Source organism: Streptomyces sp. NPDC005963 (assembly GCF_040638655.1).
Classification (GTDB): Bacteria; Actinomycetota; Actinomycetes; order Streptomycetales; family Streptomycetaceae; genus Streptomyces.
In genome coordinates this window covers 144606-170904 of the sequence record NZ_JBEXVD010000012.1, presented here as the reverse complement: position 1 = coordinate 170904, position 26299 = coordinate 144606, and the positions used below count along the sequence as shown (strand labels likewise).

Sequence of the window (26299 nt, the reverse complement as noted above, 5' to 3'; positions counted from 1 at the left end):
CACCATAAACCCAAGAAAGCGCGCGTGGATATCCAGCGATCCTCTCTACGATCTCACAATAGGCGCATAGCGGGCTTTCCGGTCGCTTGGGTGTGGCATTCGAACAGCAGCGATGGATCTCCGCACATGCATGGGCACCCCGCGCAGAAGATGCGGGGTGCCCATGACATGTGCTGGGGCAACGCCGGGGCGATTCGCCCCGGCGAGCGGGAGTGTCAGTCCTCGGAGGGCGCGCTCGGCAGTCGGGACTGGATCAGATCCATGACCGACGAGTCCGTCAGCGTCGTCACATCGCCCATCTGACGGTTCTCGGCGACGTCCCGCAGCAGCCGCCGCATGATCTTCCCGGAACGCGTCTTCGGCAGCTCCGCGACCGGCAGGACCCGCTTGGGCTTCGCGATCGGGCCGAGGGTCTTGCCCACGTGATTACGCAGGTCAGCCACCAGGTTCTCGTCCTCGGACGCCGTTCCCCGCAAGATCACGAACGCGACGATGGCCTGTCCGGTCGTCTCGTCGTTGGCGCCGACGACCGCCGCCTCGGCGACCTTGGGGTGGGATACCAGCGCGGATTCGACCTCGGTGGTGGAGATGTTGTGACCCGAGACCAACATCACGTCGTCGACCCGGCCGAGCAGCCAGATGTCGCCGTCGTCGTCCTTCTTGGCGCCATCACCGGCGAAGTACTTGCCCTCGAAACGGGACCAGTAGGTGTCGAGGAACCTCTGGTCGTCGCCCCAGATGGTGCGCAGCATCGAAGGCCACGGCTCGGTGAGGACCAGATAGCCGCCACCGCCGTTCGGGACCTCGTTGGCCTCGTCGTCGACGACGGTCGCGGAGATTCCGGGCAGGGCCCGCTGGGCGGAGCCGGGCTTGGTCTCGGTGACGCCGGGCAGCGGCGAGATCATCATCGCGCCCGTCTCCGTCTGCCACCAGGTGTCGACGATGGGGGTGCTACCGCCGCCGATGTGCTCCCGGTACCAGATCCACGCCTCGGGGTTGATCGGCTCGCCGACCGAACCGAGGACGCGCAGGCTGGAGAGGTCGAACTTCGCGGGGATGTCGTCGCCCCACTTCATGAATGTGCGGATCGCGGTCGGGGCGGTGTAGAGGATCGTGACCCCGTACTTCTGGATGACCTCCCAGAACCGGCCCTGGTGCGGGGTGTCCGGCGTGCCCTCGTACATGACCTGTGTCGCGCCGTTCGCCAGCGGGCCGTACACGATGTACGAGTGCCCGGTGACCCAGCCGATGTCTGCGGTACACCAGTAGACGTCCGACTCCGGCTTGAGGTCGAAGACGGCGTGGTGGGTGTACGCGGCCTGGGTGAGGTAGCCGCCGGAGGTGTGCAGGATGCCCTTGGGCTTCCCCGTGGTGCCGGACGTGTACAGGATGAAGAGCGGGTGCTCCGCGTCGAACGCCTCGGGCGTGTGCTCCGCGGACTGACGGTCGACGATGTCGTGCCACCACACGTCGCGGCCCTCGGTGACGGCGGTGTCCTGGCCCGTGCGGCGGACGACCAGCACGTTCTCGACCTGGGGGCACTTGGCGACGGCGTCGTCGATGGCGGGCTTGAGCGCCATCGGCTTGCCGCGACGGTAGCCGCCGTCGGCGGTGATGACCAGCTTGGCGTCGGCGTCCAGGATGCGGGAGGCAACGGCGTCGGCGGAGAAGCCGCCGAAGACCACCGAATGGGCGGCGCCGATCCGGGCGCAGGCCAGCATCGCGACTGCTGCTTCGGGGATCATCGGCAGATAGATGGCGACCCGGTCGCCCTTCTGCACACCCAGTTCGGTCAGGGCGTTCGCGGCGCGCGAGACCTCGTCCTTGAGCTGGGCGTAGGTGACGGCGCGGCTGTCTCCAGGCTCGCCCTCGAAGTGGATCGCCACGCGGTCGCCGTTTCCGGCCTCGACATGGCGGTCCACGCAGTTGTAGGCGACATTGAGCTTGCCGTCCGCGAACCACTTGGCGAAGGGCGGGTTGCTCCAGTCGAGGGTCTCGGTCGGTCCGGTGGCCCACGTGAGCCTCCGTGCCTGCTCGGCCCAGAAGCCAAGCCTGTCAGCCTTGGCCTGCTCGTACGCCTCCGCTGTCACATTGGCGTTCGCGGCCAGCTCGGCCGGCGGCGCGAACCGCCGCTCTTCTTTGAGAAGATTTGCCAGGCTTTCGTTGCTCACGACATCTCCCTTTCCCAGGGCGTCCTCATGTGCGTATGTGTCCGAGCCCATAGCTCACCAGCCCAGGGGGTCGGGTGACAAGAGCCTTCCAGAAATTGGTTTAGACCTTTTGAATCTTGGTTGGTGCTATGAGACGGCCCCTCCTTCCCGGGCGGCGGGAAGGAGGGGCCGTACGGTTGCACGGATGCTGCCCCGGGTCGGTTCACCGCCGGCTCTCGATGGCCGATTCTCCTACGAATGGCCGGGAGCCGATGGGGTGGAGCGCCGGCCGCTGACATGCGGTGGTTTCTGCCCTTCGCAGCCGTGTGACCTGCACGGTTCTGGCCTGATGCAGTTGCCTGTGGCCACCGTGACCGGGGGCGGCGTACGGGTGGCGGCGAGCCGCCACCGATCGGAGTTCTCCGAACCGCTGTGACCGGTGCAGCCGGGCGGCGCGTCCACGGCACGGACCCGGGGCGCGGGGCGGGTCGATCTCCGGGCGGCAACTGCCCAACACCGGCGGGTGGCCGCGGCGCTCCGTTTTCGGACTGTGCCGGCAGCGGTGAGGATGATCGTATGAAAGCCGAGACTGCGTACCACGGTGCGATGGGGCAATTGTTCGCTGCCCAGGCGACGAACAGTGCCTACAACGCCCACACCGATCGCCCCGCCATGCTGGGCCTGGCGGGTGATGTGGCCGGGCTGTCCGTCCTGGACCTCGGGTGCGGCGCCGGCCACTATGCCGCTGATCTGCTGGCACGAGGGGCCGCTCGGGTCGTCGGCGTGGACGGGAGCGAGAGCCTGCTGTGTGCTGCACGGGAGCGCATCGGCGACGGGGCCGACTTGCACCACCACGATCTGGAGGAGCCGCTGACCTTCCTGGCCGACCAGTCGTTCGACCTGGTGGTGATGGCCCTCGTCTATCACCATCTGGACGCCCGCGAACAACTGCTCGCCGAAATCCGGCGCGTGCTACGGCCGGGTGGGGCCCTGCTCGTTTCGACGACCCATCCCACCGGCGACTGGACCTACTTCGGCGGCTCCTACTTCGCGGACGAACGTGCTGAACTTCCTTTCGGTGACGGGTTCGTGCTGAGCTACTGGCGGATGACCCTGGAACAGTTCCTCGGTGAACTGCTCAGCGCGGGGTTCGTCCTGGAACGCCTCCTGGAACCACGTGCCGCGGAGGAGGCCCGAGAGATCGATCCGCGCCGATACGACAAGACGCACAACCGGCCGAGCTTCCTCGCCGTCAGGCTGCGTCGTCCGTGATGACGTCACACACCGAATCCACCCGGGCATCTTCGCGCCCCTTCGGGGGCGTGGCCCGTCCCTCGATTGCTCGACACGGTCGGGGCTCATCCACGAAATGCCGGGCGAAAGCTGTGGATCGCTCACCCGGCCTCCCGTCTTCGATGGCCAACCCGAGAGGGCCCTTCCAGCTCAGACCTGCGCCTTGACCAGTGCCGACGATGCAGGGGCGACCCGGGTGAACACCGCGTCAAAGGTGTGATCGTCGCTCTTGGCCAACAGATACGCCTGGGCCTCGCCGCCGTGGAAGTACATCCCGTGCAGCTCCAACGTGCCCTCCGTGAGCCTTCGTGCGACCGACTCATGTGCCCGCAGATGATCCAACTGCTGCACCACGTTCGTCAGACACAACTGCTCGACGGCGTCGGTCGGCAGCCTGCCGGAGATCCGGGCCCAGGAACGGTGTCGGCTCTTCATCCGCTCCAAACTCGGCCGCCCGTGTCTCAACCACCGCTTCCAAGGGCTCTGCGTGCCTCCCGGGGGAGTGGTCAGCAGGGCCTCCATGGCACCACAACCGGAGTGTCCACAGATGGTGATGGAACCGACGCGCAGGACGTCGACCGCGTACTCGATGGCTGCGGCCACCGAATCGTCGCCGTTCTCCGCGCCGGGCAGGGGGACCAGGTTCCCCATGTTGCGTACGGTGAAGAGATCGCCCGGGCCGCTGGCCGTGATCATGCTGGTGACCAGTCGGGAGTCGGAGCAGGTGAGGAAGAGTTGTGACGGTCGCTGGCCCTCCCGCTCCAGCCGCGCCAACTCGTCCCGTACCAATGGAGCCGTATCGCGCTGGAAGGAACTGAGCCCGTCGGCCAGCTGATGGGCAGTCGGACCCTGTACCCGATCCTCGCAGTGGTGGTTGCGCCAGGGAGTCCACGGGCGACAGCAACCATGGGTCTCCGATGCGGGTTCACTGATGCGCCCACCCGCCCGACCGGTGAACTCCACGGTGCCGCCCTGCCCCACGTGGGAGGACTGCCAGTCGTGCAGGGACTCATAGGCGGCATGGTCCATGAAGGACCCGTCCAACTCGACGACGCACTGCGCACCGGCGGGTACGAGACTGAGCGCCCTGCTCAGTCGGGGAACGGCCAGGAAGGTCAACTGGCCGCGCACCTGAACTCGATGGACGCCGCCGTGTTCCTCCTCGGTGATCCTGGTTCGCGTCAGCCGGTGCAGTGCGACCGCCACGGCCACGGCGATTCCGATGATCACCCCTTCCAGCACCCCGGTGAAGACGACCGATGTCAAGGTCACCGCGTAGACGAGGACTTCGCGGTTGCGCCGCACGGTCCGCATATGGGTGATGTTGACCATCTGGACACCGACGACCATCACCAGGGCCGCGAGCGCAGCCAGCGGGATCATGTCGAGCACGGGGACGAGCAGCATCGCGGCCAGCACGATCCACAGGCCGTGCAACATGGTCGAGTGCCGGCTGACCGCACCGGCCGCCACATTGGCCGAACTACGCACGGCCACACCGGTGATGGGCAATCCGCCGAGCGCACCGGAAATCACATTCGCGGCACCCTGACCTGCCAACTCCCGGTCCAGGTCGGCGCGGGGGATACGGACGTCAGGCTCCTTGCGGCCGGCGATCAGCTTGTCGACGGCAACGGCCGACAGAAGTGACTCGACGCTGGCCACCAGCGTGATGGTGAGTACGGAGGCGAGGATGCCGAGGGCGGGTCCCTGAGGCAGCCCGGGGAGCGCATGGCTGCTCCACGACGGCAGATCGACGCGTGGAAGATGGAGTCCGGCGAGAACGGCGAGCGTGGTGGCGGCGGCCACTGCGGCGAGCGCACCCGGGATCGTCCGGACGATCCTGCCCGCGGCGCCGGGAATGCGTGGCCAGGCCAGCAGCACGGCGACGGTCAGGGCGCTCACCGTGATCGCTGCGGGCTGTAGCGCCGCGAGCTGGGCGGGCAGTGCACGGACGTTGGCGGTCGCCGAACTCTGCGGAGTGCCGCCGAGGACGATGTGGAGCTGGGCGAGGGCGATGGTGACGCCGATGCCGGCGAGCATTCCGTGGACGATCGCGGGGCTCACGGCGAGCGCGGAACGGGCCACCCGAAGGGCAGCCAGGCCCAGTTGTGCGAAGCCGGCGAGCACGGTGATGGCGCAGGTGACCCGCCAGCCGTATTGCTGGATCAGATCGGCAGTGACCACCGTCAGCCCTGCGGCGGGTCCACTGACCTGGAGCGGGGCTCCGCCGAAGCGACCGACGACGATGCCGCCGACCGCTGCGGCCACGAGTCCTGCTTGCAGTGGTGCACCCGTGGCCAGCGCGATGCCCAGGGAGAGGGGCAGCGCGATGAGGAACACGGCGATCGATGCGGAAAGGTCCGCGCCGCGGATGCGGAAGCGGTTCGAACCCGTCGGCGGCTCATGGGAGCGGCCTCGGCGGAGCCGCCGGGCCTTGCTGGGCTCACGAGATGGTTCGTCGGTGCGGGTGGGGACGCAGGCGGACATGATTCCCGTCTCCTCCGGGGCAGCGCGGTCGCGGAATGTGGGGACGCGGCCGTGGGTCACGGCGTAAAGCGGCGGGAGGCTCAACTTTCAGTAAATTGATCGTAATGCAGAGTAAAGACTGAGGCATGATTTTCCGCGCAAATAGGGCAATGATTCACCCGTTTCAGTGATTAGTGCGCTTAATGCGGCCCGTCGCGGACCTCCCCTCGCTCACCCAGTGCGACTTTGTCGGCCATCGATACCGGTCGGAAAAACACAAAGTCATATGAAATGAGGTGAGCGGATGAAATCCGCCGCACAAAGAGTCGCCGTCGGCGCGGCCGTCACGGCCCTGGTGGCAGGGGTTGCGGGCTGTTCCGTGGTCGGAAAGGACGCCCAGCAGGAAGGTGCGCCGGGAGCCAAGGAGGCTGCCGCGCGCAAGGTCGCGCCACGACTTATCGGCGACGGCTCGACGGCATACACGGGAACTCAGCCGGCTCAACTCAAACCGGAGCGCCTGAAGCCGGGAGAGAAGCCGCCCCAGTTCGTCGTCTTCTCCTGGGACGGGGCGGGCGAGGACAGCCAGAAGCTCTTCTCCCACTTCCGCACGGTCGGCAAGAAGTACAACGCGACCATGACGTACTTCCTCAGCGGTGTTTATCTGTTGCCCGAGGCGAAGTCGAGCCTCTACCTTCCGCCCCAACACTCCGCAGGCCGGTCGGACATCGGATTCAACGATGCCGAGGGAATTCGGGACACCGTGCGGGAGTTGCGCGGTGCCTGGCAGGAGGGCAACGAGGTGGGCACCCACTTCAACGGCCACTTCTGCGGTGCGGACGGCGGCGTCGGGACCTGGTCGGTCGACGAGTGGAAGAGCGAGATCAGCCAGGCCAAGTCCTTCGTGAAGAACTGGAAGACCAATTCCGGTCTCACGGCCGAACAGCCGCTGCCCTTCGACTACGACAAGGAACTCGTCGGGGCGCGCACACCCTGCCTGGAGGGACGCAAGAACTTCGTTCGCGCCGCCAGTGAACTCGGCCTTCGCTATGACACCAGTGGCGTCAACGATCAGATCTGGCCCGAGAAGGAACTGAACGTCTGGGACCTCTCCCTCCAGATGGTGCCGGTGCCCGGTCGGAACTTCGAGACCCTGTCCATGGACTACAACTTCATGGTCAACCAGTCCGGAACGGTCAAGGGAGACCCGGCCTCCCACACCTACTGGGGCAACCAGATGCGCGATGGTCTGGTGCAGGCGTTCGATCGGGCGTACGAGGGCAATCGGGCGCCTTTGATCATCGGCAACCACTTCGAGTCCTGGAACGGCGGCACCTACATGCGCGCCATCGAGGAGACGATCGCCACGGTCTGCGTGAAGAAGGGCGTCAAGTGCGTGTCCTTCAAGCAGCTCGCGGACTGGCTCGACGCCCAGGACCCCAAGGTCCTGGCGAAACTGCGGACCCTGAAGGTGGGGGAGACGCCGAAGGGCGGCTGGGCGACCTTCCTTGCCGCCCAGCCCGCGAAGTCAGGCCGTGAACAGACCGAACCGGTCAAGCCCGCTGACCCCGCCCGACCGGTCAAGCCCGCCGCGCCGGTGGCTCCGGCCGGCAAGCCGGCGGAGAAGGACGGGTCGGACGGCTCCCCTGAAGGCGAGCAAGCCGAGGTCAGGCCGGAAGAGGAGCGCTGACCTCCGCTGCTCGCTCCCTCAGCACGAAGGCGGGGTCGACCTGGGCGGCCAGATCGACCCCCGTCTTGTCATTGCCCCAGCTCTCCGCGTTCCTCAGATGAAAATGGACCATCTGGCGCGTGTACTGGTCCCAGTCGCGCTGGTCGTACGAGTCGTCCGCGGCGTTCTGAAGGGCCTGGAGCGACATGCGGTTGTCCGCCTCCAGCAGGTCGAAGGGGCGCGGCCGACCCTTCTCCATCGCTCGCACCCAGTCGGATTGGCCCAGGGTGGTCAGCAGGTCGTCACCCACCTCCTCACGGAGGAAGTCCACGTCGTCCTGACCCTGGACCTTGTTGCCCACGACCCTGAGCGATACGCCGAAGTCCCGCGCGTACTCCTTGTACTGACGGTAGACCGACACGCCCTTGCGGGTGGGTTCGGCGACCAGGAACGTCATGTCGAAGCGGGTGAACATCCCGGAGGCGAACGAGTCCGACCCTGCGGTCATGTCCACGACTACGTACTCATCGAGTCCGTCGACCAGATGGTTGAGGCACAGCTCCACCGCCCCGACCTTCGAGTGGTAGCAGGCCACGCCCAGGTCGGATTCGGTGAAGGGACCGGTGGCCATCAGTCGGATGTCACCGTCGTCGAGGCGGACCGTTCGTGCGCACGCGTCGTAGATCGGATTGTCCTCGTCGACCCTCAGCAGTTGTGAGCCCTCGCCCGGAGGAGTCGTCTTGATCATGCTGCCGGCCGATGCGATGCGGGGATTGGAACCGCGCAGATACTCCTTGATCAGCGGGAGGTGCGCGCCCATGGCCGGTAGTTCGGCCGTCTGCGCCTCGTCGAGCCCGAGCGCTGCTCCGAGGTGCTGGTTGATGTCGGCGTCCACCGCGATGACCGCGGCTTCATTGGCGGCCAGATGACGGATGAAGAGCGAGGACAGCGTGGTCTTACCGCTGCCGCCCTTCCCTACGAAAGCGATCTTCATGTTCACCTAGGGTAGTAGCTCTATGTGGAGCTGCTGTCATGCAGCGTGAAGAAGACCACTCCAAGGTGGGGCGCGCCCCGAGGGCGCGTAGCCTCGCTTGCTATGAGCACGCATGCTTCATCCGTTGGATCAGCAGGGTCCGTTCCGCCGGGCGCGCAGGCCCCCACTGCCGCGCCCTCTCCCTCGGCTGACGTCGTTCCGGCACGTGCCGACGTCAACGATGACAGGGGTTCCGGCACCCCGTCGGGGAGCGCTGGAGCGGAGAGCGGGGCTGGCGGAGGCGGTCGTTCCGTCGGCGGTACTCCCGGGGCCGGGGCCGGGGCCTTCTCGCCTTCTCCTGAGCCCCGCCGAACCTCGACCCCGGGCGGAGAGGCTCCACGGAGCGCGGGGGGTGGTACGTCAGCGGCGTCAGGGGACGACCCGCTGATGAACCTGGCGTCCCTGGCCGGTGTCGCGGAAGCCGTCGAGGGCATGCGCAAGGCAACGGATCGGGTCTATGGGCATCGCGTCATGCGACGCCGCAGCAACGAGGTGACCGCTGAGGCCGCGCTGCGCGGGGCGCGGGGTTCCGCAGCACTGGCTGGCGCGGACTGGGCGCTGGAGGAGGTACGCAGGCGTACCGACTTCAGCGGCGACCTCCAGGCCCGTACGGTGGGGGCGGCGCTGCGGTTGAATGCCGAGGCGGGGCAACTCCTCTCCGTCTGGCGGCAGTCGCCGCTGAGAGTGCTGGCCAGGCTGCATCTGGTGGCTTCGGGCAATGCCACCGAGAAGACGACCGTCGGACGCCCGCGGCTCGCCGGCGAAGAGGTCGACGAACCCTTCGTCCGGGCGCCTCTGCCCAGCGCGGACGAGGTCGCGGGGCGCTTGGACGGATTGACTCGGCTGATCATTTCTGGGTCTTCTGCGCCCGCCTTGGTGATCGCTGCCGTGGTCCACGGCGAGTTGTTGGCTTTGCGGCCGTTCGGGTCGCACAACGGTCTCGTTGCACGGGCGGCCGAGCGGATCGTGTTGATCGGAAGCGGGCTCGACCCCAAGGCCATCTGCCCGGCTGAAGTAGGCCATGCCGAGCAGGGTCAGACTGCCTATGCCGCGGCCTTCGAGGGGTATCTGTCCGGTACGCCCAAGGGCATGAGCGATTGGTTCGCACACTGCGGTCGTGCGGTGGAGTTGGGCGCTAGGGAGTCGATGGCGGTCTGTGAGGCGCTTCAGCGGGGAGCGGCCTGAACGATCATCGTATGACCCGTACGACCCGAGCATCATCCATCGATTGGGGTGTCCGTCGCCCCTCGCAGTGAGCTCTGAGGGGCTCGTGCCTGCGTTGATGCCGGTCGGTGCTCCCTGACGGCGGTCCGAAGACAGCCATGGCGGCGTCAGCTTGGGGGAGACCGGGCTGGGGGCGGCCCACGTCGGCGGTGTGTCCCCGTCCTGGGGCCTGATGCGTGGGCGCGTCGACATGGTTGCGGCGGTACCGACGTCCGGCACCGCCGCTGGCATGTCCACCGAGTTACCAAGCGTCCTCGAAGATGTGCCCATCAGGTCGGGAACTTCTGCCCGCCACCTGGTGCGGCTGGCCCGTATTCGACGGGTCGACGTCGCGTGGGTGCTCAGTTTCCATGCTTCGGTCCGTGGGGCCTTGATGCGTTTCTCGGTGATCCTCTCGGATGTCCTTGGTCTCGCGGGCCGTTGACTCCTTTGTACTCCGGTGCGCAGGGAAGCGGAACCCCTGGCTCAAGTTCTTTACTTTTAGCTTCAAATACGGGCAAGTCGGTCGGCTACGCCTTCGAGGGCGCTGGCAGCTGCCTGCGCGGCTGCGCTGCGCCGCCGGCTCGCGTACCAAACGAGCCCCGCGGTCGCGGCTGCCGCACCCACCGCGGCGGCAGCGACCAGAGCCGGCCGGGGCGGCATGGGGAAAGCGGGCAGGCGTTGCTTCAGCCGAACCGGTCGGTTGAAGACCAGAATCGGCCAGTCCCGTACGGTTGCCTCCCGGCGGAGGGCTCGGTCCGGGTTCACGGCGTAGGGGTGACCGACCGACTCCAGCATGGGGACGTCCGTAGCCGAGTCGCTGTAGGCGTAGCAGCGGGAAAGGTCGTATCCCTCCGACTCGGCCAGTTCCCTGATGGCCTCGGCTTTGGTGGGTCCGTAGGCGTAGTACTCCACCTCCCCCGTGAAGCACCCGTCCTCACCGACCACCATCCGCGTCGCCACCACTCGATCGGCGCCCAACAGCTCACCGATCGGCTCCACCACCTCTGCACCTGAGGTGGAGACGATCACCACGTCCCGCCCGGCCGTGTGGTGCTCTTCGATGAGGGACGCGGCCTCGTCGTAAATGATCGGGTCAATGAGGTCGTGAAGGGTCTCGGCGACGATCTCCTTCACCTGTTGGACGTTCCAGCCCTTACAGAGTGCGGAAAGGTACTCGCGCATGCCCTCCATCTGGTCGTGATCGGCACCGCCCGCGAGAAAGACGAACTGGGCATAGGCGGTGCGTAGTACGGCCCGCCTGTTGATCAGGCCGCCTTGGTAGAAGGACTTACTGAAGGTCAACGTCGAAGACTTCGCAATGACCGTCTTGTCCAGGTCAAAGAACGCAGCTGCGCGAGGCAAGGAGTGGTTATCCACGAGCAGAGCATAGGTGCCCGCCATTCGGCGTACGCTCCGGCGTGTGGGTTTGCCTGAGAAGGCTCTCGGGTACACCATGGAAGTCACGGATCGTTCGCGACCGTGCTAACCCGGTCCGGCTCCTCCCCCCCCGAGTCGGCCGGAGAGACGACCCCCGCTCTCCCCCCCGGCGGGGGTCGTCGCATGTCCGGACGGGTTTTCCCTGCGGGTCGCGTGCCACTTCGCTGACCGACCCCCTTTCTTGGGTGCCTTGTGTCTCCGTCTCGCACCACTCTGCATTGTCACTGTGCGTAGTGGAAGAGGTGCGGCTGGGAGTCACCGGTATGGACTACCGAGTTATTCACAGGCGGCTAGTTGTCCACAGTTTTTGAGCAAGATCCACACGATTTTCCGTCGCGCTCCACCGTGATTCCAGCCGCACAGTTCGCGGACAACAGGAATCGCCGATCCCGTTTGTAGGCGAGATCGAAGTTAGTAGGGGGGGCGGAGTGGCCGGATCACTCACACCGAAGGCAGTCCCGGTCGTCGAAGGGCCGCGGGAGGGGCCTCTGATCGTCACGGAGGACATGGACCTGCTCGACGATCTGCTGCGGTTGTGCGCGGCCGCGGGAGCGGAGCCGGAGGTGCGTCACTCGATGCCGGAGCAAAGGGGCGGTTGGGAGGCCGCCCCCTTGGTCCTCGTCGGCGACGATGCTGCCGAGCGCTGCCGCGGGGCGGTGCGTAGGCAAGGCGTACTGCTGGTCGGCCGCGATCAGGACGATCCGAACGTCTGGCGCCTGGCGGTGGAAATCGGAGCCGAAGGAGTGCTGCGTCTACCGGACGCAGAGGGTTGGCTGCTCGACCGGATCGCAGACGTGGCCGAGGGTGTCGCCGCCCCGGCGCTGACGGTCGGGGTGGTCGGGGGCAGTGGTGGCGCGGGTGCGTCGACGCTCTCCTGCGCCCTGGCGGTCACAGCGGCCCAGGCCGGTCAGAGGACGATGCTCATCGACGGCGACCCGCTGGGCGGAGGCATCGACGTTCTGCTCGGCGGTGAACGAACAGAAGGGATGCGGTGGCCTGATTTCGCCGAGTCCAAGGGAAGGGTGGCAGGTGGCGCGCTGGAGGAATCGCTGCCCGAACTGCATCAGTTGAGAGTGCTCAGCTGGGACCGCGGTGATTCGGTGCTCGTTCCGCCGGAAGCCATGCGGTCCGTGCTAGCCGCCGCCCGCCGCCGCGGGGGAGTGGTCGTCGTCGACCTGCCGCGTCGGATCGACGAAGGAGTGGCCGAGGCACTCGCCCAACTCGATCTGGGGCTGTTGGTCGTGCCGGGCGAGTTGCGGGCGGTGGCTGCCGCCAATCGAGTGGCTTCCGTGGTCGGCATGGTGCTCCAGGACCTGCGGGTGGTCGCCCGTGGCCCCTACGGCGCGGGACTCGACGAGGAGTGGGTCGCCGCTTCGCTGGGACTGCCGTTCGCGGGCGAGGTGCCTTGGGAGCCCGGCCTGCTCGCAGCCCAGGAGCAGGGAGCACCCCCGGGTGGATCGCCGGGCCCGTTGAGTCGGTTCTGTGCGGACTTCTGGGACCAAGTGCTAACAAGGAGCGTCGCCCCATGAGCACCGGACTCTTGGACGCGGTACGACAGCGCTTGGCCGAGAGCGGTGCTGAGCCCACACCCGCGCGCGTCGCAGCGGCCCTGCGGGCCCAGGGGCGATTGTTGGGTGATGCCGAAGTGCTCGGTAGCACCGAGACATTGCGTTGCGAACTGGTCGGCACCGGACCGCTGGAGCCCCTGTTGGCTGATCCCGCGGTGACGGACGTCCTCGTCTCCGCGCCGGACCGGGTGTGGGTCGATCGGGGGCGCGGCCTCGAACTGACAGGGGTCACGTTCACGGATGCGGCCTCGGTCCGCAGACTGGCGCAGCGTTTGGCGGCAGTGGCGGAACGCAGGTTGGACGACGCACGGCCCTGGGTGGACGCTCGCCTACCGGACGGGACGCGGATGCACGCGGTGATCCCTCCGGTGGCGGTCGGATCCACCTGCTTGTCGCTGCGGGTGGTCCGTCCCCGGGCGTTCTCCCTGGAGGAGCTGGTGCAGGCAGGGACCGTACCGCCGGGAGGCGATCGGGTTCTGCGGGCCCTCATTGATGCCCGGGCCTCCTTCTTGATCAGCGGTGGCACCGGCACGGGGAAGACCACCCTCCTTTCGAGCCTGCTCGGACTCGTCGGCGACCGTGAGCGATTGGTGCTCGCCGAAGACTCGGGGGAACTGCGGCCCGATCACCCCCATGTGGTTCGTCTGGAGTCGCGTACGGCGAATCAGGAGGGTGCGGGTCAGGTGACCCTGCGGGAGCTGGTGCGGCAGGCGTTGCGTATGCGCCCCGATCGGCTGGTTGTGGGAGAGGTGAGGGGGCCTGAAGTCACCGAGTTGCTGGCAGCCTTGAACACGGGCCATGAAGGTGGGTGTGGGACGGTTCATGCAAATGCCGCATCGGATGTTCCCGCCCGACTGGAGGCGTTGGGGATGTCTGCGGGCCTTGATCGGGCCGCTCTCCACAGTCAGTTGGCCGCTGCCCTGTCGGTGGTCATCCATTTGGCACGGGACCGCGACGGACTGCGGCGACTCGCCGAAGTCCATGTGTTGGAGCGCGACGGGGCCGGGTTGGTACGCACGGTTCCCGCGTTGCGCTGGCAGGCCAAGGGATTTGCCCTCGGCCCGGGCTGGCCGCAGCTGTGCGCACGGATCGGCGGTGCACCGTGAGGGCGCCTGAGCCGACGCACGTCGCAGCGGTATGTGCCGGCGCCATGGCGTGGTCGGTCATGAGACATGAGTCGGGCGCGATGCGGTCACGGCTCCTGTTGTCCGGTGGTGGCGAGTTTCGCCCCTCTCCCCGGTGGCCGATTGGGGCGCTGTGGCCTCGACTGCGAGGAGAACTGCTGCGGCGGCGGGAATGGCTCTGTCTGCCGGTGGGCTTGCTGCTGGCGGTGCTGGGGCAGTCGGTCTTGCCGCTTCTGGCAGGCGCGGCGGCCGTCCCACTGGTGAGGCGCTGGTTCACCGCACGGCGACGAGCGAGCCGACGTGATCACCGTGCCGAAGAAGTGACCAACTTCTGCGGTTCGTTCGTCAGTGAGTTGCGGGCAGGGCTCCAGCCGGTCCCAGCGCTCCTCGCGGCAGCCCGGACCACGGGTGGCCTCGGTGCGGCAGAGGCATCGGTGATAGCTGCCGCCCGGTTCGGGGGAGACGTGCCGGGCGAATTGAGGGCGGCTGCCCGGGAGCCGGGAGCCGGCGGACTGGCTGGAGTGGCTGCCTGTTGGCGGGTCTCCGTCGACGGAGGCGTAGGGCTTGCGGCCGGTCTCGATCGCTTGGAAGCCGCGCTCCGTGCTGACCAGGACCAGCGTGCCGACATGCGAGCCCACTTGGCCGGGGCGCGATCGACGATCGGGCTGCTGGCGCTCCTGCCCTTGGTGGGGCTGGCCATGGGGTGGGCATTGGGCGCGGATCCGCTGCGCGTACTGCTGCACACCCCGGCGGGACTGGCCTGCTTGGTGATCGGGGGGACCTTGGAGGCCGTCGGCGTGTACTGGGCTGCGCGGATCGTGCGGAAGGGGCAGGGTGCGCACACGGGAGGCGGGCCGTGAGCGGTGCGGCACAGGCTCTCGTCGCAGTCGGCCTCGGCCTGGTGGCTCTTCTGGTCGCAGGTGGCTCGCTGGTCTGCCGACGTCGTGAGCACAGGTTGCGGCGTCGAGTCGAGTACCTGGTGGGTCGCGAAAGGGTCCGATCGGCTCGATGCCGCCCAAGTCAGGGCGCCGCACTGCGGCGTTGGATGCCACCGCTCCTAGCTGCGGTCGTGGGGTTCGTCCTGGTCGAAGACCTGCTCGGTGCCGTGGTGGGGCTGCTTGCCGCCTTTGTGGTCTGGCGGCGGCAGCAAAAGCGGCGCGATCCGGCGCCAGCGCGGGACGACGCCGACATTGAACGCCAACTTCCCCTTGCCGCTGACCTTCTTGCGGCATGTGTCTCGGCCGGGGCCGCCCCGCGCGAAGCAGCCGAGGCCGTCGGAGATGCATTGGGAGGACCGGTAGGTGAGCAGTTGGTGAGAGTCGCAGCCGAGTTGAGGCTGGGCGGCGAGCCGGTTGCTGCCTGGGACGGATTCGCTCGGCTGTCGGGTGCGGCAGCGTTGGCCCGCTGCATGGAGCGGGCGGATTCCACTGGAGCTCCCGCGGCGGAGGCGGTGTTGCGGTTGGCGGAGCGACTCAGAGCCGATCGGGCACGTGCTGCGGTCGGCCGGGGCCGCACCGCGCAGGTGTTGATCACAGCCCCGGTGGGGCTCTGCTTCCTACCCGCCTTCCTGGCGGTCGGCGTTGCACCGGTCGTCATCGGTCTTGCGGGCGGGCTGCTCAACAGCAACTGAACAGCAATTGCACGAGAGACATACGGGGGTTGAGATGAAGCGAGCAGTACGACGTCTGTGTTCGGCCCTTCGCTGGGCGAACCTCAGGGTTCGGCAGAGGGCGGGGCGGGGTGACGAAGGCATGACCACTTCGGAGTATGCGATGGGCACGATCGCGGCCTGCGCCTTCGCCGCCGTCCTGTACAAGATCGTCACCAGTGGAGCCATCTCGGATGCGCTGGGGTCGCTGGTCGGGAGGGCGCTCGATGCCCCGTTCTGAGCGAGATGCTGAGACGAGGGACCGGGGTTCCGTGACCGCAGAGGCAGCCGTGGCGGTGCCAGCACTGGTGATCTTCGCCCTCTCGCTGGTGTGGGCCCTGATGACGGCAGCGGCGCAGATCCAATGTGTGGACGCCGCGCGGGCGGGGGCCCGTGCGGCAGCCCGTTCCGAGCCGACACCCACCGTGCTTGCGGCAACGAAGTCCGTCGCACCGGAGGGAGCGAGGGTCGCCGTGGAGCGAAAGGGGGACCTGTGGCGGGTTCGGGTGGAATCCTCGGCGCCCGGTCCGGGCGCTCTGGGGATCACGCTCAGCGCCGAGGCGGCGGCTCATGCGGAGGACGCCTTGGTGGGTGCCGAGCCGGTTCCGGGGGCGAACGAGGTGTTGCCATGACGGCGGGACGAGTTCGCCTCGCCGAACCGGCAGGGCGGACTCCGCAGCCGGGAGACCAGGGTTCGGCCACGGTGTGGACCGCCATGGCAGCGACCGTGCTCTGTCTTCTGTTCGCCGCGGTGCTGGCCTTGGGCCAGGCGGTGATCACCCGTCACCGGGCGGCCGCGGCGGCAGATCTGGCGTCCCTCGCCGCTGCGAGCCAGGCACTGCTGGGCCCGGCACCCGCCTGTGCCAAGGGGGTGGAGGTGGCCCGGGCACAGGGCGCCGAGGTGGTGCGGTGTGCGGTGCGGGGCGAGATCGCCGAGGTGACGGTGCGGGTCCGATTCGGTCCCTACGCGCCCGAAGTGAGGGCCAGAGCCGGGCCTCCGGCGGCGGTTGAGCTTACGGCTGGGTTGTCCGTCCCCCGTCGAATCGAGGGAACAGGGCGGCCGATCGGTGCCCGCTCGCGAGCAGGCATTGCGCATTGCGGGCAGGCCCCGACCGTCGCCCCCGGCGAGTCCTACTCGGAGGCGAGCGGGGCGCCTTTGAGGAGTTCCGTCAACAGCCGTACGGCGGCCCGCTTGTGGAGGGGTTCGTTGCCGTTGCCACACTTGGGCGACTGGATACAGGACGGGCAACCCGCCTCGCATTCGCAGGCGGCGATGGCCTCCCGGGTTGCGGCGAGCCACCCACGTGCCGTGTGGAAGGCCCGTTCGGCGAAGCCGGCACCTCCCGGATGCCCGTCGTACACAAAGACCGTCGGCAGCAGGGTGTCCGGGTGCAGGGGGACGGAAACCCCGCCGATATCCCAGCGATCACAGGTGGCGAAGAGCGGGAGCATCCCGATGGAGGCGTGTTCGGCTGCGTGAAGTGCGCCGCCCAACTGCTCGGGATTCACCCGGGCGGCGTCCAACTGGTCCTCCGTCACCGTCCACCACACGGCCCGGGTGCGCAGCGTGCGCGCCGGCAGGTCGAGCTTGGTCTCACCGAGCACCTCACCGGTGATCAGTTTTCGGCGGAGGAAGGAGACGACCTGGTTGGTCACCTCGACGGAACCGAAGCACAGACGGCCGTCGCCCCAAGGAATCTCGGTGTCCGTGGTCAGGACGGTGATGGCCGTCGTGTCTCGGGCGGTGGTCGAGTACGGCGGGTTGGCTTCCTCGACCAGGGCGACGGCGCCGTGCGGATCGGCCAGGTCGAGTTCTCTCACCAGATAGCTGCGTCCCTGGTGGAGGTGGACGGCCCCCTCGTGGACGGTGGTGTGGGCGGCCGATTCGTCGACGGTGCCGAGCAGCCGGCCGGTCGCAGCTTCCACGATCTGCACCGGACGGCCGCCCTCGCCCCGGATGTCGGTGAGGTCCGCAGCGCGTTCCCTGCGGGTCCAGTGCCAGCCGGTGGGACGGCGGCGCAAAAGCCGAGCTGCTTCGAGTTGGGGCATCAGGTCCGCGGCTGCCGGTCCGAACAGGCGTAGGTCGTCTTCGGTGAGCGGAAGTTCGGCTGCCGCAGCACACAGATGGGGGGTGAGTACGTAGGGATTGTCGGGATCGAGGACCGTCGACTCCACCGGCCGCTGGAACAAGGCTTCGGGGTGGTGCACCAGATAGGTGTCCAGGGGGTCGTCCCGGGCCACGAGCACCGCCAGGGCGCCCTCGCCCGAGCGCCCGGCACGGCCCGCCTGCTGCCACAGGGAGGCACGGGTCCCCGGGTATCCGGAGATGATGACGGCATCGAGCCCCGAGACGTCCACACCGAGTTCCAACGCGGTCGTGGCGGCCAGCCCCAGGAGTTCGCCGGAGTGCAGTGCCCGCTCCAGCGCCCTGCGCTCCTCGGGCAGGTAGCCGCCGCGGTACGCCGCGACCCGCTGGGGCAGCGAGCGGTCGACCTCCGCCAAGCGCTCCTTGGTGATCAAGGAGATCAGTTCGGCGCCGCGGCGGGACCGGACGAAGGCGACCGTGCGGATTCCCTGCACGGTCAGGTCGGTGAGGAGGTCCGCGGTCTCGGCGGTGGCCGTACGGCGTACGGGAGCGCCCTTCTCGCCCTGGAGCTCGGTCAGCGGGGGTTCCCAGAGGGCGAAGACCAGTTCACCTCGCGGTGAGGTGTCTTCGGAGACCTCCTGGACGGGCAGCCCCGTGAGCCGGGTCGCGGCGACGGCGGGCTCGGCCGCCGTTGCCGAGGCGAGGAGGAAGACGGGTTCGGCGCCGTAGCGCCCGCATATCCGGCGCAGCCGGCGCAGTACCTGGGCGACGTGGGAGCCGAAGACGCCCCGGTAGGTGTGGCACTCGTCGATCACGACGTAGCGCAGCGCCTTCAGGAAGGAGGACCAGCGGGGATGTGAGGGCAGGATGCCGCGATGGAGCATGTCCGGGTTGGTGAGGACGTAGGTGGCGTACTGACGGACCCATTCGCGTTCCTCGAAGGGAGTGTCACCGTCGTAGACCGCGGGGCGGATCCGGTGGCCGAGCGGTGCCGTGAGCTCCTTCACGGCGCGGCACTGATCGGCCGCCAGCGCCTTGGTCGGTGCCAGGTAGAGCGTGGTGGCCCCGCGACCGTTCGGGGCTTCGGAGCCGTCGAGGAGGGCCGTCAGCGCGGGCGCCAGGTAGGCCAGCGACTTGCCGGAGGCGGTTCCGGTGGAGATGACGACCGATTCTCCGTCCAGAGCGTGCTCGGCCGCGACTGCCTGATGTTCCCAGGGGCGGTCGATGCCCGCCTGCTGAATGGCGTTGATCACTTCTGATCGAATGCGGTCGGGCCAGGAAGCATGGCGTCCCGGCCGCGGGGGCAAGTGCTCCGTATGAGTGATGCGCGCAGCCCGGCCCGCCCCTACGGCGAGCCGGTCGAGGACTACGCCGGGGGAGGGGCGGGTTTCCCCGCTCTCGGGTGGTCGATTGGGACGGAGATTCTTGGCCATCGGCACCGAGTGTGTCACTGGCGTGACGGACAATGGTCCCAAGGCGTCGTGCATGGCTGCTGGTAAGTGATTGAATGCCATCGCGGCTGGCGACCGTCCTCCGGCTCCGCCGGGGAGACCTAATTGGGGGCGGCCGCTCGATAGCAAGGTGCTGGAGGATCCGTGGACCTGTCCCTGTCGACTCGCAATGTGTCTGGGCCTGCAGGCGACCGTACGGTCGTCGAGGTCGGTGGCGAGATTGATGTGTATACCGCGCCCAAGCTGCGCGAGCAGTTGGTCGAGTTGGTGAACGACGGCAGCTACCACCTGGTTGTCGACATGGAGGGCGTGGACTTCCTCGACTCGACTGGGCTCGGTGTGCTGGTGGGCGGCCTGAAGCGCGTTCGCGCGCATGAAGGCTCGCTGCGCCTGGTCTGCAACCAGGAGCGCATTCTCAAGATCTTTCGGATTACGGGCCTGACCAAGGTGTTTCCCATTCACACCACGGTCGACGAGGCCGTCGCTGCCACCGACTGATGTCGGACGGTGGTTCCGAGCGGCGAAGGCCGATCGGAACCACCGGGAAGCACCGAGAGAGCAAGGGGCACCGGGCATCCAGCCCGGGCCCCTGAGAAGCACGCCCGTACGTCCGAGGGGGATCGCATGGCGACCGTCGAACTGCGCTTCAGCGCCCAGCCTGAGCATGTGAGGACCGCCCGTTTGGTGGCCGCTGCCGTGGCGCGCCGGGCAGGTGTCGACGAGGCCGTACTGGATGAGGTGCGCCTCGCGGTCGGTGAGGCGTGTAGCCGGGCCGTTGGTCTGCATCGAAGCCATGGTGTGGATGCGCCCATCCGGGTGGTGTTGACCGATGAGGAGAAGGCTTTCTCCATCGAGGTCGGAGACGAGGTTCCCCTGCCCGGGATCAGCGGCTCGCAGGATGCATCCGGTGGAGCCCGCGGTGTCGAGGAGGACGCCGATGGCGAGGACGAGATGGGCCTCGCGGTCATTCGCGGTCTCGTCGACGACATGGACGTCAGTTCCAGCGGTGTCGGTGGCGTCATCCGGATGAGCTGGCCGACCACCCCCGCCAGCCTCTTGGCCTGAATCGTGCATTTTGCACGTTCTGTACTGATCTTTAACGTTCCTGTGCTGGCTGGCCTGATGCCGGTCTGTCCACGCCGGGCTGTGCGTGCTGTCCGCATCCTCTCGCCTCGCTTGCCGCGGGCCCCTGCCGTAGCAGGGGCTGCCGCCCAGGCGTCGTTCGCCGCCTCCGTGGGGTCGTCACCTCCGTGAGGTCCGTACGGCCACGGCCGTACGGACCCTTAGTGGCGGTGCCCCTCGGTGGCCGTGCGGCTTCGTTGCGCGGTGAGATGGCCTCGCCCCGCGCCTCTGCCTTCATCGTCAGGGCACTCCCGCCAGGGCGAGCTGCCCGGCCGCGAGCCCCGAACCGGGCCCTGGGTGGGGCACTGGGGCCCTTGGGGCGCCAGCGCCGCAAAACTCCCCGTTACCGTCGAAGTCGCGCCCCCAGTGGCCCTCTCAGGCCCGCGGGACGGGTGGGGTTATGGCGCTCCACGCCGGCGCGGCAGTCGATAAAGCGACTCGGGCGAGAGTGGCGGCGGCGGAGCCCTCAGCCGTAGGTCCACGGCGTGCCCAAGAGCCGTGAGCCCATGGGGTGCCCAAGAATCGTAGGTCCATGGGGTGCCCACGCCGTTTCGACCCCGTCGCCCTTCGCTCCTCCGACCGTTCCATCCTCCGACCGTTCCATCCTCCGACCGTTCCATCCTCCGACCGTTCCATCCTCCGGCCCCTCCGGGCTCCGTAGGGAAGGCACGTGAGAGAGCCGTCGGCGCGGCCCGGATGGCGGTCGGCTCGGTCTGCTGGGCGTCCCGCTTCACGGCAGCCCGGACGACTCCGGAAGAAGGCCGCTCCGGCGTGGTGAGCGTTCCCTTCTCGTCGCGGCCCCGGGGCAAAGGCTTCCTGTGAGGACGACGCAGGCCGCCGTCGATCGGGCAACACGCCGTGACGGACGTATTGGCGCCCATCCTCAGTAGTTGTTCGGCCACCGCCCGTTTGGGGCCAAGTGATACCCGTGAGACATCACCGCAGAGTGCGAGAAATATGAGTTCGAAGCCCTTCCGGCACTGCTGAGCTGCAACTCTTTCTATTTCTCTAGATCGTTCTCCGGAAGCCAATGCCTTCGTCCCATTACTCCATTCGGAGTGTTTTTTGGGATTGGATCATTTGATGAGCGGCAAGTGAAGGTCAATTGCATTTGTCGCGCCCTGTTTTGATCGGGTTCCGCTCCCTACAATCCGTCCACATCTTGAGCTCTGGACGACGTCAAGGAGGACGAATGGCGGGGCTCTACACCTCAGAACTGGCCGACCACCCCACCTCACTCGCAGCCGCGGTACTCACGGATGACAATCGCCTGATCATCATTGTCATCGCCGTCGTGGCACTGGCAGCGCTCGTCGTTGCCCAGCTTCTGGTGCGCCAGGTACTGGCGGCCGGCGAGGGCACCGATTCCATGAAGAAGATCGCGGCTGCGGTCCAGGAAGGCGCAAATGCCTATCTGGCCCGTCAGTTGCGCACACTCGGCGTGTTCGCAGTCGTCGTGTTCTTTCTCCTCCTCCTGCTTCCCGCGGACAACTGGTCCCAGCGTGCAGGGCGCTCGGTGTTCTTCCTGGTGGGTGCGCTTTTCTCGGCGGCCACCGGGTACATCGGTATGCGTCTGGCCGTACGGGCGAATGTGCGCGTCGCCGCAGCGGCGCGTGAGGCCACGCCAGCGCCGGGTGAACCGGAAAAGGATCTGACCGCAGTCGCACACAAAGCAATGAAGATCGCTTTCCGTACGGGAGGCGTGGTGGGAATGTTCACCGTGGGTCTCGGTCTGCTCGGGGCCTCCTGTGTCGTTCTCGTCTATGCCGCCGACGCCCCCAAGGTTCTGGAGGGCTTCGGTCTCGGCGCCGCGCTGATCGCCATGTTCATGCGTGTCGGTGGTGGCATCTTCACCAAGGCCGCCGACGTCGGCGCCGACCTCGTCGGCAAGGTCGAACAGGGCATCCCCGAGGACGACCCCCGCAACGCGGCCACCATCGCCGACAACGTGGGCGACAACGTCGGCGACTGCGCAGGAATGGCCGCCGACCTCTTCGAGTCCTACGCGGTCACCCTGGTGGCGGCACTCATCCTCGGCACGGCGGCCTTCGGCGACGCCGGACTCGCCTTCCCCCTGATCGTCCCCGCGATCGGGGTGGTCACCGCGATGATCGGCATCTTCGCGGTGGCTCCTCGGCGCTCCGACCGCAGCGGTATGACCGCCATCAACCGGGGGTTCTTCATCTCCGCGCTGATCTCGCTCGCCCTGGTGGCGGTGGCGGCATTCGTTTACCTCCCGTCCACGTTCGCCGAGTTGGAAGGAGTCACCGAAGCCGCGGTCTCGTCGCACGACGGCGATCCCCGGGTCTTCGCCCTGATCGCCGTCGCGATCGGCATCGTGCTCGCCGCCCTGATCCAACAGTTGACGGGGTACTTCACCGAGACCAACCGACGGCCCGTCAAGGACATCGGCAAGTCGTCGCTGACCGGTCCGGCGACGGTGATCCTGGCCGGAATCTCCATCGGTCTGGAGTCGGCCGTCTACACCGCGCTCCTGATCGGACTGGGTGTGTACGGCGCCTTCCTGTTGGGCGGTTCGTCCATCGTGCTGGCGCTCTTCGCGGTCGCTCTCGCCGGTACGGGACTGCTCACCACCGTCGGCGTCATCGTGGCCATGGACACCTTCGGACCCGTGTCCGACAACGCCCAGGGCATCGCCGAGATGTCCGGCGACGTGCAGGGCGCCGGCGCCCAGGTCCTCACCGACCTGGACGCCGTCGGCAACACCACCAAGGCCATCACCAAGGGCATCGCCATCGCCACCGCCGTACTGGCGGCTGCGGCGCTCTTCGGGTCGTACCGCGACGCCATCGCGACCGCGGCCCGGGACGTCGGGGAGAAGGTCGGCGAAGGCGCCCCGATGAATCTCGTCATGGACATCTCTCAGCCCAACAACCTGGTGGGCCTGGTTCTCGGCGCCGCGGTCGTCTTCCTCTTCTCGGGTCTCGCGATCAACGCGGTGTCCCGATCGGCGGGGGCCGTGGTGTACGAGGTGCGCCGGCAGTTCCGTGAGCACCCGGGGATCATGGACTACACGGAGAAGCCGGAGTACGGGCGGGTCGTCGACATCTGCACCAAGGACGCCCTGCGGGAACTGGCGACTCCCGGGCTGCTCGCCGTGCTCACGCCCATCGCCGTCGGGTTCTCCCTGGGAGTCGGAGCCCTCGGCGCCTTCCTCGCGGGGGCGATTGGCACCGGCACCCTGATGGCCGTCTTCCTCGCCAACTCCGGAGGTGCGTGGGACAACGCGAAGAAGCTCGTCGAGGACGGTCATCACGGCGGCAAGGGCAGTGAGGCGCACTCCGCGACCGTCATCGGTGACACGGTCGGTGACCCCTTCAAGGACACGGCGGGTCCGGCGATCAACCCCCTGCTCAAGGTCATGAACCTGGTCGCGCTGCTGATTGCTCCGGCAGTGGTCCAGTTCAGTTACGGGGACGATGCCAGCGCCGGCGTCAGGGCCGTGGTCGCCGTCCTCGCCATCTTGATCATCGTGGGCGCGGTCTACGTCTCCAAACGCCGCGGCATCACCGTCGGGGACGACGAACCCCAGACGGCCGAGAGGGGTGCCCCGACGCCCGATCCCGCGGTGGTCTCGTAGCAATCCGAGCGACCGTCATCTGATCAAAGAGCGGGCGGACGCCATGTGATGACATGGCGTCCGCCCGTCCCTCCGGGCGTTCAGCGGGTTGCCGTGAGCCTTCTCTCTCCTGAAGCAAATGGCGCAATGAGGTATGAACCGGATGCAGGGGGCGCTGTGGTCGCCCACATGGCGTGTATGTTCCGGGGCCGAGGAGCCTTGGAAGGGATCGATCCGGTGAACAAGAAGCTTGCGGTCGCACTGTCCAGCAGTGCGGTGCTGGTGTTGGCGCTGTCGGGTTGCAGCAGCGACGAGGACAAATTCACGGTCGACGACTGGGCCAAGAAGTACTGCGACGCAGCACAGCCCCAGATCAAGAAGCGGGCCGATGCCGAGCAGCTCATCCGCTCGACCGCATCGGACGGCAAACCGGCTGATATCCAGTCCGCGGACTCCAAGGCGTTCCAGGACCTCTCGGACGCGGACAAGGGCCACGCCTCGGCGCTGAGGGCCGCGGGAACCCCGCCCGTTGACGGCGGAGCGGAGCTGGTCAAGAACGCCGCGGCCGAGTTCGATGCCGAGTCCACGGCGTATCTGAACCTGAAGAAGCAGGTGGACGCCCTCGACATCCAGAACCAGCAGAACTTCGCCGACGGCCTCAAGCCGATCGCGGAGGGGCTGGCGAAGATCGAGGTCAACCAGAGCGCCCGCCAGAAGCTGAGGTCCGGGGAGACCGGTACGGCCATGGCGAAGCAGCCGGGCTGCAAGCCGGTGAAGCCGAGTCCCGCGGCCAGTTCCGCCACCTGAGCCGAGGCGGACCCGCGAAGACCTCCCCGGGCTCGCGGCGGGCGGCGCAGCGGTTGTCGGTGGCGGCGGTGACAATGGGCGGGTGAGTACGACCGATGCCTCGCCCGACCTGCCGTCCCCCGTCCATGCGCTCAAGCTGCGTGAGGCGTTGCTCCTCGGCGACTTCACCGTCGACGGACTGCTCGACCTCCTCGGCGGATCCGCGTATGCCGCGCTCGCCCGCAGCGAGACCGTGCCTGCCCTCCGAGCCACCCGCGGCGGCGGGGCCCTGGCCTCGCTCGTGCGGCTGTTCCTGCTCCAACAGCCCGTGGAAGAGACGCAGGCCGGCGCTGTCCTGCCGCTGGAGGAGTGCTTGGCGGACGGCTGGCTGATGCGTTCGGACGGCCAGGTCTACGCCACGGTCGACGTGCGCCCGTACGGCGGTCCCGAGGGCCAGGACTGGTTCGTCGTCTCCGACCTGGGCTGCGTGGTCGGTGGTGCCGGTGGTGCCAGCGGGCAGAGCGAGGCGGTCGTCCTGGGTGTCGGGGGCGCGTCCACGACGCTCGCCGGGATCACCGTGCGGGCGACGGTGTCCGCCGCGCTCGACATCGGAACCGGCTCTGGCATCCAGGCGCTCCACGCCGCTCAGCACTCCGCCCGGGTGACGGCCACGGATCTGAATCCGCGGGCGCTTGACTTCACCCGACTGACCCTCGCGCTCTCCGCCGCTCCCACGGCCGAGTTGCGACAGGGCTCGCTGTTCGATCCGGTCGGTCGGGAGACCTTCGACCTGATCGTGTCCAACCCGCCCTTCGTGATCTCCCCCGGCGCCACGGGTGCGGACGCCCGGCTGACGTACCGGGACGGCGGCATGGCCGGGGACGAGTTGTGTCGTTCCCTCGTCCAGCAGGCCGGGGAGCGACTGAATCCCGGTGGGTACGCGCAGTTCCTCGCCAACTGGGAGCACGTCGACGGCGAGGAGTGGCAGGAGCGGCTGCGCTCCTGGGTACCCGACGGCTGTGACGCGTGGATCGTCCAACGGGAGGTGCAGGACGTCACGCAGTACGCCGAATTGTGGCTGCGCGACAGCGGCGACCACCGCGGGGACGCCGCGCACTACGCCGAACGGTACGAGCGTTGGCTGGACGAGTTCGAGGCGAGGGGCACCAGGGCGGTCGGCTTCGGCTGGATCACCCTGCGCAAGTCGGACGCCGAGCGGCCGTCCGTGGTGGTGGAGGAGTGGCCGCACCCGGTGGAGCAGCCGCTCGGTGAGACCGTGCGGGCCCACTTCGTCCGGCAGGACTATCTGCGCAGCCGTGACGACGCGGCACTTCTCGCGGACCGTTTCGACCTGGCCACCGACGTGGTCCAGGAACAGGTCGGCCAGCCGGGCGCAGAAGACCCAGAGCACGTGGTGCTCCGGCAGCACCGCGGTATGCGACGGGCGACCAAGGTCGACACGGTCGGTGCGGGGTTCGCGGGTGCCTGCGACGGTACGTTGAGCGCCGGCCGGATCCTGGACGCGATCGCGCAGTTGATCGATGAGGATCCGGTGCTGCTGCGCGACCGTACGCCGCAGGCCCTGCGACTGCTGGTCGAGGAGGGCTTCCTGGAGCCCGTCCTGTCGACCCGTCCGACCGTCTTGTGACGTCTCCCGCTCCCACCAACAGCAGTTCAGTC

General features: G+C 67.9%; 20 protein-coding genes and 1 pseudogene. 15 read left to right on the top strand and 6 right to left on the bottom strand.

The features are described 5' to 3' along the window. Positions 1–215: 215 nt before the first annotated feature. Positions 216–2171 carry an acetate--CoA ligase gene (acs, locus tag ABZ348_RS18625; protein WP_358934263.1) on the bottom strand — a complete coding sequence of 652 codons (1956 nt, stop codon included), beginning with the start codon at positions 2169–2171 and terminating at the stop codon, positions 216–218. 555 nt (positions 2172–2726) lie between these two features. On the opposite strand from acs, the gene ABZ348_RS18620 reads away from it, so the two are divergent. Beyond that, on the top strand, positions 2727–3422 hold the full coding sequence (locus tag ABZ348_RS18620) for a class I SAM-dependent methyltransferase (RefSeq protein WP_358934261.1): 696 nt from the start codon (positions 2727–2729) through the stop codon (positions 3420–3422). Positions 3423–3593: 171 nt separating this feature from the next. Here the strand turns inward: ABZ348_RS18620 and ABZ348_RS18615 are convergent, their stop codons facing one another. Then, positions 3594–5933, bottom strand: a complete 2340-nt coding sequence (locus ABZ348_RS18615; RefSeq protein ID WP_358934259.1) for a bifunctional SulP family inorganic anion transporter/carbonic anhydrase — start codon at positions 5931–5933, stop codon at positions 3594–3596. A gap of 283 nt (positions 5934–6216) precedes the next feature. Between ABZ348_RS18615 and ABZ348_RS18610 the strand changes: the two genes are divergently transcribed. After that, a complete protein-coding gene (locus ABZ348_RS18610; RefSeq protein WP_358934257.1) occupies positions 6217–7599 on the top strand; it encodes a hypothetical protein in 1383 nt (460 codons plus the stop codon). Here ABZ348_RS18610 and ABZ348_RS18605 read toward each other — a convergent pair. Further along, positions 7577–8572: an ATP-binding protein gene (locus tag ABZ348_RS18605; RefSeq protein ID WP_358934255.1), complete on the bottom strand. Its 996-nt coding sequence runs from the start codon at positions 8570–8572 to the stop codon at positions 7577–7579. The genes ABZ348_RS18610 and ABZ348_RS18605 overlap by 23 nt on opposite strands. Before the next feature lie 426 nt (positions 8573–8998). On the opposite strand from ABZ348_RS18605, the gene ABZ348_RS18600 reads away from it, so the two are divergent. After that, positions 8999–9796 (top strand): oxidoreductase, encoded by a 798-nt coding sequence (locus tag ABZ348_RS18600; protein WP_358934253.1) that lies wholly within the window; start codon positions 8999–9001, stop codon positions 9794–9796. Positions 9797–10321: 525 nt separating this feature from the next. Here the strand turns inward: ABZ348_RS18600 and ABZ348_RS18595 are convergent. Next, entirely contained in the window at positions 10322–11218 is an 897-nt protein-coding gene (locus ABZ348_RS18595) for an HAD-IB family hydrolase (protein WP_358934251.1), read from the bottom strand. Positions 11219–11682: 464 nt separating this feature from the next. Here ABZ348_RS18595 and ssd point away from each other — a divergent pair, with 464 nt between their 5' ends. Genes ssd through ABZ348_RS18580 form a run of 3 tightly spaced genes read left to right on the top strand, consistent with a single transcriptional unit; the run spans position 11683 to position 14806 of the window. Continuing rightward, entirely contained in the window at positions 11683–12783 is a 1101-nt protein-coding gene (gene ssd, locus ABZ348_RS18590; protein WP_358934250.1) for a septum site-determining protein Ssd, read from the top strand. Continuing rightward, complete coding sequence (locus ABZ348_RS18585) at positions 12780–13928, top strand: TadA family conjugal transfer-associated ATPase (RefSeq protein WP_358934248.1); 1149 nt, start codon at positions 12780–12782, stop codon at positions 13926–13928. Before ssd ends, ABZ348_RS18585 begins: the two co-directional genes overlap by 4 nt. A gap of 44 nt (positions 13929–13972) precedes the next feature. Beyond that, a complete protein-coding gene (locus tag ABZ348_RS18580) occupies positions 13973–14806 on the top strand; it encodes a type II secretion system F family protein (RefSeq protein WP_358934246.1) in 834 nt (277 codons plus the stop codon). 197 nt (positions 14807–15003) lie between these two features. Here ABZ348_RS18580 and ABZ348_RS18575 read toward each other — a convergent pair whose 3' ends face one another. Next, positions 15004–15147 carry a hypothetical protein gene (locus ABZ348_RS18575; RefSeq protein ID WP_358934328.1) on the bottom strand — a complete coding sequence of 48 codons (144 nt, stop codon included), beginning with the start codon at positions 15145–15147 and terminating at the stop codon, positions 15004–15006. Between ABZ348_RS18575 and ABZ348_RS18570 the strand changes: the two genes are divergently transcribed. The 4 genes and pseudogenes from ABZ348_RS18570 to ABZ348_RS18555 all read left to right on the top strand — a co-directional run. Then, the gene (locus ABZ348_RS18570) at positions 15136–15576 is read left to right on the top strand and encodes a type II secretion system F family protein (RefSeq protein WP_358934324.1); all 441 of its coding nucleotides are present in this window, start codon (positions 15136–15138) and stop codon (positions 15574–15576) included. The genes ABZ348_RS18575 and ABZ348_RS18570 overlap by 12 nt on opposite strands. A gap of 34 nt (positions 15577–15610) precedes the next feature. Further along, positions 15611–15835: a DUF4244 domain-containing protein gene (locus tag ABZ348_RS18565; RefSeq protein ID WP_358934244.1), complete on the top strand. Its 225-nt coding sequence runs from the start codon at positions 15611–15613 to the stop codon at positions 15833–15835. A gap of 31 nt (positions 15836–15866) precedes the next feature. Then, on the top strand, positions 15867–16226 hold the full coding sequence (locus ABZ348_RS18560) for a TadE family type IV pilus minor pilin (protein ID WP_358934242.1): 360 nt from the start codon (positions 15867–15869) through the stop codon (positions 16224–16226). Continuing rightward, positions 16223–16579: pseudogene (locus ABZ348_RS18555) on the top strand (Rv3654c family TadE-like protein); the annotation flags it as partial. The gene ABZ348_RS18560 and the pseudogene ABZ348_RS18555, both read left to right, overlap by 4 nt. 146 nt (positions 16580–16725) lie before the next feature. Here the strand turns inward: ABZ348_RS18555 and ABZ348_RS18550 are convergent. Then, a complete protein-coding gene (locus tag ABZ348_RS18550) occupies positions 16726–19194 on the bottom strand; it encodes a DEAD/DEAH box helicase (RefSeq protein WP_358934240.1) in 2469 nt (822 codons plus the stop codon). Between the two features lie 81 nt (positions 19195–19275). Here ABZ348_RS18550 and ABZ348_RS18545 point away from each other — a divergent pair, with 81 nt between their 5' ends. From ABZ348_RS18545 to ABZ348_RS18525, 5 genes are all read left to right on the top strand, one after another. Further along, positions 19276–19629 (top strand): STAS domain-containing protein, encoded by a 354-nt coding sequence (locus ABZ348_RS18545; protein WP_250921495.1) that lies wholly within the window; start codon positions 19276–19278, stop codon positions 19627–19629. A gap of 126 nt (positions 19630–19755) precedes the next feature. Further along, positions 19756–20196 (top strand): ATP-binding protein, encoded by a 441-nt coding sequence (locus tag ABZ348_RS18540; protein WP_358934238.1) that lies wholly within the window; start codon positions 19756–19758, stop codon positions 20194–20196. A 1249-nt stretch (positions 20197–21445) separates the two neighbouring features. Continuing rightward, positions 21446–23854, top strand: a complete 2409-nt coding sequence (locus ABZ348_RS18535) for a sodium-translocating pyrophosphatase (protein ID WP_358934236.1) — start codon at positions 21446–21448, stop codon at positions 23852–23854. A 216-nt stretch (positions 23855–24070) separates the two neighbouring features. After that, on the top strand, positions 24071–24640 hold the full coding sequence (locus ABZ348_RS18530; RefSeq protein WP_358934234.1) for a small secreted protein: 570 nt from the start codon (positions 24071–24073) through the stop codon (positions 24638–24640). A gap of 82 nt (positions 24641–24722) precedes the next feature. Further along, positions 24723–26267: a class I SAM-dependent methyltransferase gene (locus ABZ348_RS18525; protein ID WP_358934232.1), complete on the top strand. Its 1545-nt coding sequence runs from the start codon at positions 24723–24725 to the stop codon at positions 26265–26267. Positions 26268–26299 lie beyond the last annotated feature (32 nt).

Coding starts and splice junctions, on each gene's coding strand:
- ABZ348_RS18620 (WP_358934261.1), top strand. CDS start 2,727: ATGAAAGCCGAGACTGCGTACCACGGTGCGATGGGGCAATTGTTCGCT.
- ABZ348_RS18615 (WP_358934259.1), bottom strand. CDS start 5,933: ATGTCCGCCTGCGTCCCCACCCGCACCGACGAACCATCTCGTGAGCCC.
- ABZ348_RS18610 (WP_358934257.1), top strand. CDS start 6,217: ATGAAATCCGCCGCACAAAGAGTCGCCGTCGGCGCGGCCGTCACGGCC.
- ABZ348_RS18605 (WP_358934255.1), bottom strand. CDS start 8,572: ATGAAGATCGCTTTCGTAGGGAAGGGCGGCAGCGGTAAGACCACGCTG.
- ABZ348_RS18600 (WP_358934253.1), top strand. CDS start 8,999: ATGAACCTGGCGTCCCTGGCCGGTGTCGCGGAAGCCGTCGAGGGCATG.
- ABZ348_RS18595 (WP_358934251.1), bottom strand. CDS start 11,218: ATGGCGGGCACCTATGCTCTGCTCGTGGATAACCACTCCTTGCCTCGC.
- ABZ348_RS18585 (WP_358934248.1), top strand. CDS start 12,780: ATGAGCACCGGACTCTTGGACGCGGTACGACAGCGCTTGGCCGAGAGC.
- ABZ348_RS18580 (WP_358934246.1), top strand. CDS start 13,973: ATGGCGTGGTCGGTCATGAGACATGAGTCGGGCGCGATGCGGTCACGG.
- ABZ348_RS18565 (WP_358934244.1), top strand. CDS start 15,611: ATGAAGCGAGCAGTACGACGTCTGTGTTCGGCCCTTCGCTGGGCGAAC.
- ABZ348_RS18550 (WP_358934240.1), bottom strand. CDS start 19,194: ATGGCATTCAATCACTTACCAGCAGCCATGCACGACGCCTTGGGACCA.
- ABZ348_RS18540 (WP_358934238.1), top strand. CDS start 19,756: ATGGCGACCGTCGAACTGCGCTTCAGCGCCCAGCCTGAGCATGTGAGG.
- ABZ348_RS18535 (WP_358934236.1), top strand. CDS start 21,446: ATGGCGGGGCTCTACACCTCAGAACTGGCCGACCACCCCACCTCACTC.